Origin of the sequence: Pseudomonas sp. P97.38 (assembly GCF_001269745.1) — a bacterium.
Lineage (GTDB): Bacteria > Pseudomonadota > Gammaproteobacteria > Pseudomonadales > Pseudomonadaceae > Aquipseudomonas > Aquipseudomonas chlororaphis_E.
Genome location: NZ_LHVJ01000013.1, coordinates 112,391 through 125,387 on the forward strand (window position 1 = coordinate 112,391; position 12,997 = coordinate 125,387).

Annotated in this window: 12 protein-coding genes; 2 read left to right on the forward strand and 10 right to left on the reverse strand. The window is 62.4% G+C overall.

Going from position 1 to position 12,997, the window contains the following annotated elements:
* Positions 1-6 precede the first annotated feature (6 nt).
* The 3 genes from gcvH to AD664_RS08390 form a co-directional block, all read right to left on the reverse strand.
* On the reverse strand, positions 7-390 hold the full coding sequence (gene gcvH, locus AD664_RS08380; RefSeq protein ID WP_053145842.1) for a glycine cleavage system protein GcvH: 384 nt from the start codon (positions 388-390) through the stop codon (positions 7-9).
* A gap of 427 nt (positions 391-817) precedes the next feature.
* Complete coding sequence (locus AD664_RS08385; RefSeq protein ID WP_053145844.1) at positions 818-2,326, reverse strand: sigma-54-dependent transcriptional regulator; 1,509 nt, start codon at positions 2,324-2,326, stop codon at positions 818-820.
* A 213-nt stretch (positions 2,327-2,539) separates the two neighbouring features.
* A complete protein-coding gene (locus AD664_RS08390; protein WP_053145846.1) occupies positions 2,540-3,445 on the reverse strand; it encodes a LysR family transcriptional regulator in 906 nt (301 codons plus the stop codon).
* A gap of 111 nt (positions 3,446-3,556) precedes the next feature.
* Between AD664_RS08390 and AD664_RS08395 the strand changes: the two genes are divergently transcribed.
* Positions 3,557-4,435, forward strand: a complete 879-nt coding sequence (locus AD664_RS08395; protein ID WP_053145848.1) for an MBL fold metallo-hydrolase — start codon at positions 3,557-3,559, stop codon at positions 4,433-4,435.
* Between the two features lie 103 nt (positions 4,436-4,538).
* Positions 4,539-5,153, forward strand: coding sequence for an NAD(P)-dependent oxidoreductase (locus AD664_RS08400; RefSeq protein WP_042731005.1), 615 nt, complete (start codon positions 4,539-4,541; stop codon positions 5,151-5,153).
* Between the two features lie 452 nt (positions 5,154-5,605).
* Here AD664_RS08400 and AD664_RS08405 read toward each other — a convergent pair whose 3' ends face one another.
* The 7 genes from AD664_RS08405 to AD664_RS08435 form a co-directional block, all read right to left on the reverse strand.
* Positions 5,606-5,935, reverse strand: a complete 330-nt coding sequence (locus tag AD664_RS08405) for a GlpM family protein (protein ID WP_170862026.1) — start codon at positions 5,933-5,935, stop codon at positions 5,606-5,608.
* Between the two features lie 26 nt (positions 5,936-5,961).
* Complete coding sequence (locus AD664_RS08410) at positions 5,962-7,290, reverse strand: sigma-54 dependent transcriptional regulator (protein ID WP_042731007.1); 1,329 nt, start codon at positions 7,288-7,290, stop codon at positions 5,962-5,964.
* Positions 7,287-9,188, reverse strand: a complete 1,902-nt coding sequence (locus tag AD664_RS08415) for an ATP-binding protein (RefSeq protein WP_053145850.1) — start codon at positions 9,186-9,188, stop codon at positions 7,287-7,289. Before AD664_RS08415 ends, AD664_RS08410 begins: the two co-directional genes overlap by 4 nt.
* A 214-nt stretch (positions 9,189-9,402) precedes the next feature.
* The gene (locus AD664_RS08420) at positions 9,403-10,137 is read right to left on the reverse strand and encodes an amino acid ABC transporter ATP-binding protein (RefSeq protein WP_053145852.1); all 735 of its coding nucleotides are present in this window, start codon (positions 10,135-10,137) and stop codon (positions 9,403-9,405) included.
* On the reverse strand, positions 10,134-10,805 hold the full coding sequence (locus AD664_RS08425) for an amino acid ABC transporter permease (protein WP_042730390.1): 672 nt from the start codon (positions 10,803-10,805) through the stop codon (positions 10,134-10,136). Before AD664_RS08425 ends, AD664_RS08420 begins: the two co-directional genes overlap by 4 nt.
* The gene (locus AD664_RS08430) at positions 10,805-11,551 is read right to left on the reverse strand and encodes an amino acid ABC transporter permease (protein WP_042730391.1); all 747 of its coding nucleotides are present in this window, start codon (positions 11,549-11,551) and stop codon (positions 10,805-10,807) included. The genes AD664_RS08425 and AD664_RS08430 overlap by 1 nt, the downstream gene beginning before the upstream one ends.
* Positions 11,552-11,746: 195 nt before the next feature.
* Positions 11,747-12,661, reverse strand: coding sequence for a glutamate/aspartate ABC transporter substrate-binding protein (locus tag AD664_RS08435; RefSeq protein WP_042730392.1), 915 nt, complete (start codon positions 12,659-12,661; stop codon positions 11,747-11,749).
* Positions 12,662-12,997 lie beyond the last annotated feature (336 nt).

Consider the following 12,997-nt stretch of genomic DNA (forward strand, 5'->3'; position numbering starts at 1 on the left):
CGCTCCTCAGGCTTGGGCGTTGGCTTTGATCAGGCGGTCGTAGGCATCCTGATCCAACAGTTGGCCAACTTCAGCGGGATTGGCGGGCGTGAAGCGGAAAAACCAGCCGTCGCCCAGCGGATCTTCGTTGACCAGTTCCGGATTGCTTTCCAGGGCCGGATTGACTTCCAGCACGTCACCGTCCAACGGCATGTAGACACCGCTGGCGGCCTTCACCGATTCCACGGTCGAGGCTTCGGCCCCCTTGGCGTAGGTTTGCAGTTCCGGTAACTGAACATAGACCACATCGCCCAAGGCGTTCTGGGCAAACGCGGTGATGCCGACTGTAACGCTGCCGTCGGCTTCGGTGCGCAGCCATTCGTGATCTTCAGTGAAACGCAACTCGCTCATGGAAACTCCTGGGGCCAGATTCGTCTGGTGGACGCGAAGAAAGGCGCGGGACTTGGCCCGGCCGAATGGCTATACCCATAGCAAGAATGCGGCCAATGTTGAAAAGGGCTTATGGGTCAATGATTTGAGGAGTATTGAGGAAGCGTTGAGCGATTGGGCTGTAGCGAAATCGCTACAGCTGGATGCCTGGATAAAATCATTGCCGGATCAAAGCCTTATCCAGCGCAGTTTACCGCTTGCTGTAGCGATATCGTTCCACTGTAGCGCTTTCAGTACAGGTAGAGGTCGCTTTTGGCGCGATTTCGGCCACAACTCAGAAGCCTGTGGGAGCGGGCTTGCTCGCGAAGGCGGTGTGTCAGCCAATGGAGATGTTGGATAGGCCCGGCCTCTTCGCGGGCAAGCCCGCTCCCACAGGGACGGAGTCAAGCTAGGGCTTGTTGGAAATCCCGTACTTGCGCAACCGATGGGCGATGGCGGTATGGGAGGTTTGCAAGCGGCTGGCGAGCTGGCGGGTCGAAGGGTAGTTGACGTAGAGGCTTTCGAGCAGGTGTTTCTCGAAGGCTTCCATGGCTTGTTCCAGGCTCTCGACCTCCACGTCGCCCTGGCGCGCGACAGAGGTGCCGGCGATGTCCAGGTCGCCTATGTCCACCAGGCTGCTTTCGCAGATAGCGGCGGCGCGGAAGATCACGTTCTGCAATTGCCGCACGTTGCCCGGCCAGCGATTGCCCAGCAGCGCCGGGTAGGTGCCGGGAGCGAGGCGACAGACCGGGCGCTGGATCTGGGCACAGGCCTGCTGCATGAAGTAACGGGCCAGCAGCAGGATGTCCTGGCCGCGCTCTCGCAGCGGCGGGACTTCGACGTTGAGCACGTTGAGGCGATAGAACAGGTCCTCGCGGAACGAGCCTTCATTGACCATTTTTTCCAGGTTGCGGTGGGTGGCGCTGAGGATCCGCACGTTGACCTTGATCTCGCGATCGCCCCCCACCCGGCGAAAGCTGCCGTCGTTGAGGAACCGCAGCAACTTGGCTTGCAGGTACGGTGACATCTCGCCGATTTCGTCGAGAAACACCGTGCCCTGGTTCGCCAGTTCCATCAGCCCCGGCTTGCCGCCCCGTTGCGCCCCGGTGAAGGCGCCGGGGGCATAGCCGAACAGTTCGCTTTCGGCCAGGTTCTCCGGCAACGCGGCGCAGTTCAGGGCCAGGAATGGAGCACTGTGACGGGCGCTGATGGCGTGGCAGGCGCGGGCCACCAGTTCCTTGCCGGTTCCGGTTTCACCCTGGATCAGCAACGGTGCGTCGAGGGCCGCGACCCGTTGGGCCCGGGCCTTGAGGGTGCGGATTGCCGGGGATTCGCCGAGCAGCGCATCAAAGCCTTCGGCGTGATCGTGGTGCAGCGCCGACAAGCGTTCGCCGATGCGGTTCGGCGGATAGAGCGTCAGCAGGGCACCGGCGTCGGTGATGGGGGTGGCGTCCAACAGCAGGGTCTGGCCATTGAGGGTGATTTCCCGCAGTGGCAGGCGAAAACCGTTCTCCAGCAACGTGCTGAGCAGGGCCTCGTCGCCGAACAGCCCGGCCACGCTTTCCCCCGCCGGCTCCCGACCGTACAGGGCAATCAGCGCGGGGTTGGCCAGCAGCACATTGCCGGCGCTGTCCAGGGCCAGCACCGGGTCGGTCATGGCCGCCAGCAGGGCATCGAGCTGCAAGTGCCGGCGCTGGCCCGGCAGGATGTCCACCACCGTCACCGCCTGCACGCCCCGCACGCTGAACAAGGCGTCACGCAATTCGTCCAGCACTTGCGGGCTGAGGGTCGGTGCGTCGATGTAGACGTTGGGTGGCACCATCTCCACGGCATCCAGGTTGAGGTTACGCCCACCGAGCAAGGCCAGGACTTCCTGGGTGATGCCGACGCGGTCGATGAAACTGACGTGGATACGCATGGGGCGGCTTAGGGTTCTGGCGTATGGAGGGTGGCAAGTATGCCTTGGGGCGGGCGGTTGGTGGAATCCTGCTGCGGCACTTGAGGCGTACCAGGCCCCTGTGGGAGCGGGCTTGCTCGCGAAAGCGACGTATCAGTCAACCTATGTTTTGCGGATGCGACGCCTTCGCGAGCAAGCCCGCTCCCACAACGTGTTCGGTGAGGCTGACACGGCTTACAACCCGGCATCCCACTCCGGCTTCTCGGGAAATTTCTGCACCAGGAAATCCAGCAGGCTGCGCAGTGCCGAGGGCATGTGCTTGCGTGAGGCGTAGACCGCGTACATGTTCATTTGCCGCGGCTCGGCATGAGGCACCAGGCGCACCAGCTCGCCGCGCCTGATGTGGGGGCCGGCCTGATAGCTGGGCAGCATGGCCACGCCGGCGCCTGCCATGGCCGCCTGCAACAGGGTGGTGGCTTCGTTGCTGCTGATGTTGCCTTGCACCGGCACCGAGACCTGCTCGCCGTCCTGCTCGAAATGCCAGAGGCTCTTGCCCACATAGGCGTGGGTCAGGCAGTTGTGCTGGCTCAGGTCCTCGACCCGCTGGGGTGTTGGGTGTTCCTGCAAGTAACCGGGCGAGGCGCAGATCACCGAGCGGCACACGGTAAGGCGGCGGGCGATCAGGTTCGGGTCGAGGTCGTTGCTCATGCGGATCGCCAGGTCGATGCGCTCGTCCACCAGGTTCACGGTGCGATCGAGCATCTGTAGGTCGACGCTCACCCCGGGGTAGCGCTTGACGTACTCGGCCATGGCCTTGGTCAGTTGGGCCTGGCCGAAGGAGGTGCTGGTGCTGATGCGCAGCAGGCCCCGTGGTGCGTCGTCCGGTTTGCTGACAGCCGCTTGCAGGTCGCCGGACAGTTCCAGCATCTGCCGGCAGCGCGGCAGGATCTCCGTGCCGGCGGCTGTCAGGCTCAGTTTGCGGGTGGTGCGGTGCATCAGCCGGGCGCCAACCCAGTCTTCCAGCTCCGCCAGATACCGCGACACCACCGGTCGCGACAGGTCCAGGTGCTCGGCTGCCGCCGACTGGCTGCCCAGGTCCACCACGGTGACGAACACCTGCATTGCTTGGAGACGATCCATGATTTGCCCGTTTTCAGAAACAAACTATGTTGAATCATCGCATTTTTTAGAACGAGTCAGGTCACTAAGCTCCATCTCAATACCTACGGGCTTTGGACAACGGAGCACAGCATGACCGGATTCACCCCACTCAAGCGCCTGTTGCTGGCGACCGCATCCCTGGCGTTCGCGGCCCACAGTTGGGCAGCCGACTTGACCCTCGATGTCTACAACCCTGGCGCCGCGGCGGTGTTCCCGGTGTCCTCGGTGTTGGTCAGCGGCGAGCACGACGCCATCCTGGTCGACGCCCAGTTCGGCAAATCCCAGGCCGAGCAGGTCGTGGAAAAAATCCGCGCCAGCGGAAAACGACTGACCACGATTTACATCAGCCACGGCGATCCCGACTACTATTTTGGCTTGCAGACCCTGACGGCCGCTTTCCCCGAGGCCGAGGTGCTGGCTACCCAGCCGACCGTCGAACACATCAAGCACACGGTGGACGGCAAGCTGAAATATTGGGGGCCGATCCTGAAGGCTGATGCAACCGACAAGGCCATCGTGCCCCAGGTGCTCAAGGGCGACAGCCTGACCCTGGAGGGCAAGCGCTTGCAGATCATCGGCCTGGATGGCCCGCAACCGGAGCGCAGTTTCGTCTGGATTCCATCGATCAAGGCCGTGGTCGGGGGCGTGGTGGTGGCCGAGAACATCCATGTCTGGATGGCCGACACCCAGACGCCGCAGTCCCATCAGGATTGGCTGGCGACCCTGTACAGCATCGAGAAGCTGCAGCCGCGCAGCGTGATCCCCGGCCATTACCTGGGCGAGAGCACCCGCTCCCTGGCGCCGGTCAAGTTCACCGCCGGCTACATCAAGGCCTTCGACGAAGAAGCCGCCCGTGCCAAGGACGCCGCCGCCCTGATCGCCGCCATGAAACAACGCTACCCGGACCTGGGCGAAGACAGCTCGCTCGAGCTCAGTGCCAAGGTGGCCAAGGGGGAAATGAAGTGGTGAGTGCCTGACGGCGGATGACACCTTTGCAGCAATCAATCAGCTTGGCTGCCTCGCCACAAGGGGTTGCATGCCTGGTATCTATGAGTAATCACTGGAGAACATCATGAGCAAGATCGCAATCATCGGCGCCACCGGTCGTGCTGGCAGCCAACTGTTGGAAGAAGCCCTGCGCCGTGGCCACAGCGTGACGGCCATTGCCCGCAACACGGCAAGCATCGGTGACAGGCCTGGCGTGGTCAGCCAGTCACTGGATGTGTTGGACAGCGAAGCGCTGACCGCCGCCGTCGCCGGTCACGATGCCGTGATCAGTGCCGCGCACTTTGCCACCGTACCGGCCGACAAGATCATCGCGCCGCTGAAAGCGGCGGGGGTCAAGCGCCTGCTGGTGGTGGGTGGGGCCGGCTCGCTGCTGCTGCCGGACAACAGCCGGGTAATCGACAGCGATGGTTTCCCCGAGGAATACCTCGCCGAAGCCACGGCCGGAGCCTTGTTCCTGGACGTGCTGCGCCAGGAGCAGGACCTGGACTGGACGTTCCTTTCGCCTTCGGCGGAGTTCGTGGAAACCGAGCGCACCGGGCACTTTCGCCTTGGCAAGGATCACCTGCTGTTCGACGAGGCCGGCCGCAGCTGGATCAGTTTCGCCGACTACGCCATCGCGATGATCGACGAAGTGCAGACGCCGCAGTTTTCGCGGACGCGGTTCACCGTCGGCTATTGATTCGCCGCTCCCACAGGGTATCTACGGTGAACACACATGCTGTGCCCGCCAACGATCGGTGTGTGGGAGCGGGCTTGCCCGCGAAGAGGCCGGACCTGTCCAACAGATGCGTCGACTGATACACCGCTTTCGCGAGCAAGCCCGCTCCCACAGGGGATCTACGGTGAACACACATCCTGTGCCCGCCAACGATCAATGTGTGGGAGCGGGCTTGCCCGCGAAGAGGCCGGGCCTGTCCAACAGATGCGTCGACTGATACACCGCTTTCGCGAGCAAGCTCGCTCCCACAAGGGATCTACGGTGAACACACATCCTGTGCTCGCCAACGATCAATGTGTGGGAGCGGGCTTGCCCGCGAAGAGGCCGGGCCTGTCCAACAGATGCGTCGACTGATCCCCCGGCTTTCGCGAGCAAGCTCGCTCCCACGGGGGAGATAAGGCACGCTTGTGCCCTCAGCCGTGAACCCTTACCCAGACGCTGACCAGCACCGTGGCGGCCATCAGCCACGCCACCGCCGCCACCGCCAGGGATGCTTCCAGGCGCATCCGGTCGACCATGACATACAGGGTCGCCAGGTACACGAAATACGGAATGATCGACCACATGCCAAACACGATGGTGGTCTTCAGGTCGTCCACCGAGCGGCCCTTGCCGACGATGTAGTGGGCGATCAAGGCAAAGGTGGGAAACAGCGGCACCAGCCCGGCGATGTAGTAATTGCGGGTCTTGGCGAGCATCGCCAGGATCACCACCACGGCAGCCCCCAGCGCCGCCTTGAAAATCAGGTCCACAGGTCATTGCCCCGTTGTTAATGGCTCAGGCCATATTTTTTGACTTTGTCGAACAGGGTGGTCTTGGCCATCCCCAGTTCCTGGCTGGCCTGGGTCAGGTTGCCGCCGCTGCGTTGCAGGGCGTCCACCAACAGGTTGCGTTCGAACGCTTCCACCGCTTCGGCGAAGGCCAGGCCCTGGCCGCCGCTGCTGGCACCGGTTTTCTTGAAGGCAGGCAGGCCGAGGGCATAGCGCTCGGCGACGTTGCGCAATTCGCGCACGTTGCCCGGCCAATCATGGCTCATCAGGTTCGACAGGGTCTGGTTATCCAGCTGCGGCACCGTGCGGTCGAAACGCAGGGACGATTGCTGGAGGAAATGTTCGAACAGTTGCAGGATGTCTTCGCGCCGCTCGCGCAGGGGCGGCAGTTCCAGCGTCACCACGTTGAGGCGGTAATACAGGTCGCTGCGAAACTGGCCGGCGCGGCCCATTTCGTCCAGGTCGGACTTGGTCGCGGCAATCACCCGGCAGTCCACCGCCACGCTCTGGTTCGAGCCCAGCCGTTCGAGGGTGCGTTCCTGCAACACCCGCAGCAACTTGATTTGCAGGGGCAGGGGCATGCTTTCCACTTCATCGAGAAACAGCGTACCGCCATCGGCATGCTCGATCTTGCCGATCCGGCGCTTGCCGGCGCCAGTGAAGGCATTGGCTTCATGGCCGAAAATCTCGCTTTCGAACAGGTTCTCCGGCAGGCCCCCGCAGTTGAGCGCGACGAACTGTTTGCCGTGGCGCCGGCTGAAGTCATGCAGGCAGCGAGCGACCAGTTCCTTGCCGGTGCCGGTCTCGCCTTCGATCAGCACGTTGGCCGAGGTGTCGGCGACATTGGCGATCAGTTCGCGCAGGTGCTGCATGGCCGGCGAGCGGCCGATGATGCGGCCTTCCAGGGAGTCGCGCTCGGCCAACTGGCGGCGCAGCGATGACACTTCGCGGGCCAGGCTGCGCTGTTCCAGGGCGCGCCGGGCGACGTCCACCAGGCGTTCGGGGGAGAAGGGTTTCTCCATGAAGTCATAGGCGCCTTTCTGCATGGCGCCGACGGCCATGGAAATGTCGCCGTGGCCGGTGATCAACACCACCGGCAAGCGACTGTCCCGAGCCTTGAGACGGGTCAGCAGTTCCAGGCCGTCGATGCCCGGCAGGCGAATGTCGCTGATGACGATGCCGGCAAAGTCATCGCCCACCTGTTCCAGGGCTTCTTCGGCGCTGCCCACGCCGATGCACGGGATGTCCTCCAGGCTCAGGGCCTGCTGGCAACCCAGCAGGACGTGGGGGTCGTCTTCGACGATCAGTACGCTCAGGTCGTTGTTCATGGTTGCTCGGCTGGGGGAAGGCTTACCAACGGTAAACTGAGGACGAAGGTGGTGCCACGTTCGACCGGGAATTCGACGCCCAGGTGCCCGCCCGCGGCGGCGGCCAGGCTCGCCGAGAGCGTCAGGCCCAGGCCCAGGCCCTGTTCGCCGGGCTTGGTGGTGAAGAAGGGTTCGAACAAATGCTTGCGGGCTTCGGGGTCGATGCCATGGCCATTGTCCCGCACCCGCAGGCGGTACTTGCCGTGGCTGCTTTCACCGTCGAGCCATAGCTGTGGCTCGGGCTGCGTCTGCATGGCATCCAGGGCGTTGCCGATCAGGTTCACCAGGATCTGCTCCAGGCGCGTCTGGTCGATTTGCAGTTGGACGTCGGCGTAGCCGTTGTGGATCTGGATGTTGCGGTTTTCCAGGCGCCCGCCCAGCAATTGCAGCGCGGCCTCGACGGCCTTGCCCAGGCTCGCCCGGCCCTGATCGTCGCCCCGGCGGGCAAAGGCGCGCAGGCTGGCGGTGATGCGCCCCATGCGGTCGATCAATTCGTTGATGGTCTTGAGGTTGGTGCTGGCGATGTCCAGTTGCCCGCGTTCGAGAAAGCGCACGGTATTGCCAGACAGCGTGCGCAAGGCCGCCAGCGGCTGGTTGAGTTCATGGGCGATGCTGGTGGACATCTGGCCGATGGCCGCCAGCTTACCGGCCTGGACCAATTCGTCCTGGGCCCGGCGCAGGGTCTCTTCGGCCTGTCGCCGCTCACGGATCTGGCTCTTGAGCCGTTCGTTGCTGGCGCGCAGGTCGGTGGTGCGTTCGGTAATCCGACGTTCGAGCTGGCTGTTGGCTTCCTGCAAGGCTTCCCGGGCCGCGAGGCGGGTGGCGATGACCTTGCGCCGTTCGTTCCAGGCGATCAGCAGGAACGCCACCAGGGCGAAGGCCACCGCCACCAGGATGCCCTGGTTGATCGCCTGGCGGCGCAGGTCTTCCAGCGGCGTCAACAGGGTGAAGTTCCACGGTGTGTCGCTCAGCGGCCGGGTCTGCGACAAATAGCTGATGGCGCGTTCGTCGGACACCAGTTCAGTGTTGGCCGGGAAAGTCAGTTTTTCCATGCCTTCGGCCAGGCGTTCCCGGGCCAGGGGCACCAGCTCGTTCAGCGGGAACCAGTAATATTGCAGGCTGCGGGCCAGGCGTTCCTTGGTCTCATCGCTCAAGGGACGCACGGACTTGAGCCGCCGCGCCGGGTCGCTGGACAAGATGATGATGCCGTTCTCATCGCTCACGAACGCTTCCAGGCGTGCCCGTTGCCAGCGTTCCTCCATGGCTTCGAGGCGCACCTTGACCACGGCGACGCCGATGATCTTGCCCTGTTCTTCCAGGCCGTGGGCCAGGTAGTAGCCAGGTTCGCCGTTGGTGCTGCCAATGCCATAGAAGCGACCCGGCTGGCCGCGCACGGCGTTCTGGAAATAGGCGCGAAAGGACAGGTCTTCACCCAGGTAACTGTCGACGTCGCGCCAGTTGCTGGTGGCCATGACGCGGCCGGTCGTGTCCATCACGTAGATGGCCCGGCTGCGGCTGCGCCGGTTCAGGCCTTCGAGGTATTCGTTGACGGTCTTGCGGTGTTCGGGTGTCGGGTCGTCGAGCAGCGTCGAGACACTCGATTCAAGCTCCAGCAGGCTCGGCAAGTAGGTGTACTTGCTGATTTCACTCTCCACCGCCCGGGCATGCAGCTCCAGCTGGCGCTCGCCGTTCTCGGCAAGGCCACGCACGCCGTAGTGTTCGCTGATCCAGAAGCCGAGATAGCCCAGGCCGATCATCAACGCGATGATCAACGGCGGCAGGAACAGGTGGCGGATCAGGCGGGGTTTCACGGCAAGTGATGGCGGCGCGGCGCGATAGAGGGTGGGGTCGCATTTCATCACAGAAGCCTTGGGTCAACCAGTGTGCTGCGGTCGTCCTTCGAACGCGGCTCTGTGGCGAGGGAGCTTGCTCCCGCTCGGCTGCGAAGCAGTCGCAAAACGGTTCGTGCAGTGTGCCAGATGCAATGCATTTACCGGTTTGGGGTCGCTGCGCGACCCAGCGGGAGCAAGCTCCCTTGCCACAAGAGCAAGCGCGTCTAAAAGAAGGCGACGCTTAGTGCTGCAGGATTTTCTCAAGGAAGTGCTGCGCACGTTCGGAGCGGGCGCTGATGTCGCCGAAGAACTCTTCTTTCTTGCAGTCTTCGATGATCTGGCCCTGGTCCATGAAGATCACTCGGTTCGCCACTTTGCGGGCGAAGCCCATTTCGTGGGTCACGCACATCATGGTCATGCCTTCGTGGGCCAGTTGCACCATCACGTCGAGCACTTCGTTGACCATTTCCGGGTCGAGGGCCGAGGTGGGCTCGTCAAACAGCATCACCACCGGGTCCATCGCCAGGGCCCGGGCAATCGCCACGCGTTGTTGCTGGCCGCCGGAGAGCTGGCCCGGGTGCTTGTGGGCATGGGCCGCCAGGCCGACGCGCTCGAGCAGTTGCAGGCCTTTCTTGGTGGCTTCTTCCTTGCTGCGGCCCAGTACCTTGATCTGCGCGATGGTCAGGTTTTCGGTGATGGTCAGATGCGGGAACAGCTCGAAGTGCTGGAACACCATGCCCACCCGCGAACGCAATTTCGGCAGGTTGGTCTTCGGGTCGGCGATGGAGGTACCGTCGACCACGATGTCGCCCTTCTGGAACGGCTCCAAGGCGTTCACGCACTTGATCAGCGTGGACTTGCCCGAACCCGAAGGGCCGCACACCACCACGACCTCACCCTTGCTGACCTCGGTGCTGCAATTGGTCAGTACCTGGAAGTCCCCATACCACTTGTTGATGTTCTTGATAGAGATCATACGGCGAACCTTTTTTGCAGACGCTTGACCAGCAGCGAGGCGGCAAAGCTGATTGTGAAGTACACGAGACCTGCGACGATCAGGAACTCATTGGAGCGGCCGATGATGTCGCCATTGGCCCGCGAAGCATTGAGGAAGTCCACCAGGCCGACCGTGTAGACCAGCGAGGTGTCCTGAAACAGGATGATGCTCTGCTGCAGCAGCAGCGGGGTCATCTTGCGGAACGCCTGGGGCAGGATGATCAGGCGCATGGTCTGGCCATAGTTCATGCCCAGGGCCTGGGCCGCACCCATCTGCCCCTTGGGGATCGACTGCACGCCGGCGCGCACGATTTCGCAGAAATACGCCGCCTCGAACATCATGAAGGCCACGACGCAGGAGCCGAAGGCCCCGATCGGCGTGTCTTCGCCGGTGATCCAGCGCAGCACGAACGGCACCGCCAGGTAGAACCAGGTGATGACCAGCAGCAGCGGGATCGAGCGGAAGTAGTTGACGTACGCGCCGGCGATGTTGGAGATCAGTTTGTTGTGGGACAGGCGCATCAACGCCAGGATCGTCCCCAGGATGATCCCGCCGACGACACCCAGGGCCATCAGTTTCAAGGTCATCACCATGCCATTCCACAGGCCGGGAATGGCCGGGACGACACCGCTGAAATCGAATTCCATCATTTACCCCCCACGGAGATCAGGCCGGGCACCGCGACTTTCTTCTCGACCATGCGCATGAGCAGCATCAGGCTCATGTTCAAGGTGAAATAGATCAGCGTCGCCAGGGTGAAGGCTTCGAACAGGTTGGCGGAGAACTCGGCGGTCTGCTTGGTCTGCGCGAGCAGTTCCATCAGGCCGATCAGCGAGGCCACGGAGGAGTTCTTGAAGACGTTGAGGAATTCCGAGGTCAGCGGCGGAATGATGATCCGATACGCCTGGGGCAGCAGCACGTTCCAGTAGATCTGCGGCAGCTTGAAGCCCATGGCGCGGGCGGCGGATTCCTGGCCACGCGGCAGCGCCTGGATACCGGTGCGCACCTGTTCGCAGACCCGGGCGGCGGTAAACAGCCCCAGGCACACGACGACGCTCAGGTAGGCCGAGGTGGTCGGGTTCAGGTCCTGCTTGTACCACTCCTGCAGGTTTTCGGGCAGCAGGTCGGGCACCAGGAAGTACCAGATGAACAGCTGAACCAGCAGCGGCACGTTACGGAAAAGCTCCACGTAGCAGGTGGCGATGCCCGACACCAGCCGGTTCGGCACGGTGCGCATCACGCCCAGGATCGAGCCCAGCATCAGGGCGATGATCCAGGCGACGACGGCGATGGCGATGGTCCAGCCCAGGCCGGCGATGTACCAGTCGAGATAAGTCTCGCTGCCCACGCCGGTGGACTTGAAGAACACGCCCCAGTCCCAGTTGTAATTCATTAGGGTCTCCCCTCAGATCGTTCGATGTGCAAATGCCCGCCTGGGGAAGCTCCGTTCCCGTCCTGGCCTGTAAAGGCCAGGCACACGCGATCGGCTCGACAACCACCGCTTCGAGTGTTTCCAGATATGCCAGCAGGGAGTGACCATCCCCTGAAAGGGCCGGGCCCCTTCAGGAGATAAGGTTAGTCAGAAAAATCAGGACTTCTTGTCGTCAGCCGCCTTGTCGGTCGGATTGGCGATCAGTGCCTTGAGCTCGTCGCTCATCGGGAAGTTCAGGTTCAGGTTCTTCGGCGGGATCGGCTGGGTGAACCACTTGTCGTAGATCTTGTTGATCTCGCCCGACGCGTAGGTGGCCTTGATAGCGTCATCCACGGCTTTTTTGAACGGCTCGTCGCCTTTGCGCATCATGCAGCCGTAGATTTCGTAGGACTGTGGAGTTCCGGTGACAGCCCAGTCATCGGCTTTCTTGGCCTTGGCTGCTTCACCGGCCAGCAAGGCGTCGTCCATCATGAACGCGACGGCACGGCCCGATTCCAGCATCTGGAAGGACTCGCCGTGGTCCTTGGCAGAGATGACGTTCATGCCCATCTGCTTGTCGGCGTTCATGGCCTTGAGCAGGCGCTCGGAGGTGGTGCCGGCGGTGGTCACGACGTTCTTGCCCTTCAGATCGTCGAAATCCTTGTACTTGGAGTCTTTCTTGGAGAGCAGGCGGGTGCCGATCTCGAAGATGCCGACGGAGAAATCAACCTGTTGCTGACGCTCGACGTTGTTGGTGGTGGAGCCGCACTCCAGGTCCACGGTGCCGTTCTGCACCAGCGGGATACGGGTTTGAGAGGTCACCAGGTTGTACTTGACCTGCAGGTTCGGCAGGTCCAGGTCTTTTTTCAGTGCTTCGACGACTTTCAGCTGGATGTCGTGGGAGTAGCCCACCGGTTTGCCGGAAGCGTCTGCGATGTAGGAGAACGGAATGGAAGCGTCGCGATGCCCAAGCGTAATGACGCCGGACTCTTTGATCTTTTTCAGCGTGCCGGTCAGTTCGGCGGCGAAAACCGGGGTGCTGATCAGAGCGGCAGCAATGGCTGCGCCCAGAAGATGGGGAACGATGCGCATCGATGTTTCCTCGACATTGTTTTTTTTATTTCAGCCGGTACGTCGGCCCTGAGTGCTTCGAAACGCCTGGCAGCTCCTGTTGTGTTGGCATGCAGGCATTCGTCTCGAAGGAGTGTAGAGCATGACTCGTGCCAGGCCAGTCGATACAGGTTAACTCTATGTTTTATAAGGTAATTAATGTTTTGTTTCAGGTTTATTTGCCGGTTGTTTATCCGGCTGGCCGAACTGACTGATGGGTATTGTTCGGAAAACCGAATGCCTGATGGCCCTCTGTGGGAGCGGGCTTGCTCGCGAAAGCGGTGTGTCATCCGATACATGTGTTGAATGACACACCGC

Bases quoted from the DNA above. Each gene is read 5' to 3' on its own strand.
- gcvH (WP_053145842.1), bottom strand. From the start codon at position 390: ATGAGCGAGTTGCGTTTCACTGAAGATCACGAATGGCTGCGCACCGAA.
- AD664_RS08385 (WP_053145844.1), bottom strand. From the start codon at position 2,326: ATGCGTATCCACGTCAGTTTCATCGACCGCGTCGGCATCACCCAGGAA.
- AD664_RS08390 (WP_053145846.1), bottom strand. From the start codon at position 3,445: ATGGATCGTCTCCAAGCAATGCAGGTGTTCGTCACCGTGGTGGACCTG.
- AD664_RS08395 (WP_053145848.1), top strand. From the start codon at position 3,557: ATGACCGGATTCACCCCACTCAAGCGCCTGTTGCTGGCGACCGCATCC.
- AD664_RS08400 (WP_042731005.1), top strand. From the start codon at position 4,539: ATGAGCAAGATCGCAATCATCGGCGCCACCGGTCGTGCTGGCAGCCAA.
- AD664_RS08410 (WP_042731007.1), bottom strand. From the start codon at position 7,290: ATGAACAACGACCTGAGCGTACTGATCGTCGAAGACGACCCCCACGTC.
- AD664_RS08415 (WP_053145850.1), bottom strand. From the start codon at position 9,188: ATGAAATGCGACCCCACCCTCTATCGCGCCGCGCCGCCATCACTTGCC.
- AD664_RS08420 (WP_053145852.1), bottom strand. From the start codon at position 10,137: ATGATCTCTATCAAGAACATCAACAAGTGGTATGGGGACTTCCAGGTA.
- AD664_RS08425 (WP_042730390.1), bottom strand. From the start codon at position 10,805: ATGGAATTCGATTTCAGCGGTGTCGTCCCGGCCATTCCCGGCCTGTGG.
- AD664_RS08430 (WP_042730391.1), bottom strand. From the start codon at position 11,551: ATGAATTACAACTGGGACTGGGGCGTGTTCTTCAAGTCCACCGGCGTG.
- AD664_RS08435 (WP_042730392.1), bottom strand. From the start codon at position 12,661: ATGCGCATCGTTCCCCATCTTCTGGGCGCAGCCATTGCTGCCGCTCTG.